Raw genomic sequence first — 1,157 nt, 5'->3', positions numbered from 1 at the left:
CAGGCCAACAAAGTTCTGGCCTTGGCGGTCCACCAGTGCGGCGGCATCGGTCAGGTCGGCGCGCGTGAGGACGGGCGTTTCCTGCAGATAGAGCTTGCCGTCCGGGAGGCTGACTTCACGCAGGCCGGCGCCGGGTTCACGCTTGGCGAGATAGAAATCCACGCGCGCGGCGGTCGCGGGCGTGGCGGATTGCTGGCCCGCCTGAGGCGTGGTCGCGGCGTCGGACGTCTTAGTCGGGGCGGTCTTGCAACCCGCTAGCGCCAATGTCACGACAACGAGGGCGGGCGCCAAAGTGCGTAGGTTCAGTTGCATGCTCGATTCCTTCTTAAGTGGGCTGATGCCGAACGGTAAGACTCTAAGACTGTACACGCGGCGGGTGGAAAAAAGTGTACCGAACCTGCATGACGGTGTCTGCCTAGACTGAATCCAAATGTAAAGCAGTAATACCAGCCTGCTTGAAAAGCCCTATTTACGCGGCTTGCGGCATTCCCAAGAGATTGATGAAGGCGCCGAGTCCGCTTGGCTCTATACTTCGCGTTCACGCAGGGGTACTCGTCCCGCTTCAGGGCGGCGACGTGTTGAGAGAGTCCCTTCGTACCAGTACGGATAATGCCGATGCTGGGAGCGTATTCCCGCCGCGCGTCTTCGCACGCCTGGACGGGAGTCCATCCCGATCGGCTCCAACCACTCGCTTGGAGCTTTCCATGAACGCCAATCCCAAATTCCTGGCCGCTACCGCCGAAGTCGACGCGGCGGCCGTCGCACCGCTGCCCAAATCCCGCCGCGTGTATGAAGTGGGCTCGCGCCCCGACATCCGCGTACCCTTCCGGGAAATCGAACAGGACGACACGCCGACGATGTTCGGCGGCGAGAAGAACCCGCCGCTGACGGTGTACGACTGTAGCGGCCCCTACACGGACCCCGAGGCCAAGATCGATATCCGCCGCGGCCTGCCGGAACTGCGCCGCGCCTGGATCGAGGAGCGCGGCGATACGGAGCTGCTGTCCGGTCCCACCAGCGACTACGGCAAGTCGCGTCTGACCGATCCCAAGCTGACAGCGATGCGCTTTGACCTGCAGCGCCCGCCGCGCCGCGCAAAGTCAGGCGCGAACGTGTCGCAGATGCACTACGCGCGCCGCGGCATCATCACGCCGGAA

General features: G+C 63.6%; 2 pseudogenes. One reads left to right on the top strand and one right to left on the bottom strand.

From position 1 onward, the window contains the following. Window positions 1-312: pseudogene (locus B2W22_RS14870) on the bottom strand (preprotein translocase subunit SecD); the annotation flags it as partial. A 392-nt stretch (window positions 313-704) separates the two neighbouring features. On the opposite strand from B2W22_RS14870, the pseudogene B2W22_RS14865 reads away from it, so the two are divergent. After that, a pseudogene (locus B2W22_RS14865) lies at window positions 705-1,157 on the top strand (phosphomethylpyrimidine synthase ThiC); the annotation flags it as partial.

The organism is Achromobacter sp. UBA4530 (assembly GCF_002388205.1).
GTDB classification, from domain to species: Bacteria; Pseudomonadota; Gammaproteobacteria; order Burkholderiales; family Burkholderiaceae_B; genus Achromobacter; species Achromobacter animicus.
This window is presented reverse-complemented; position numbering and strand designations above follow the sequence as displayed.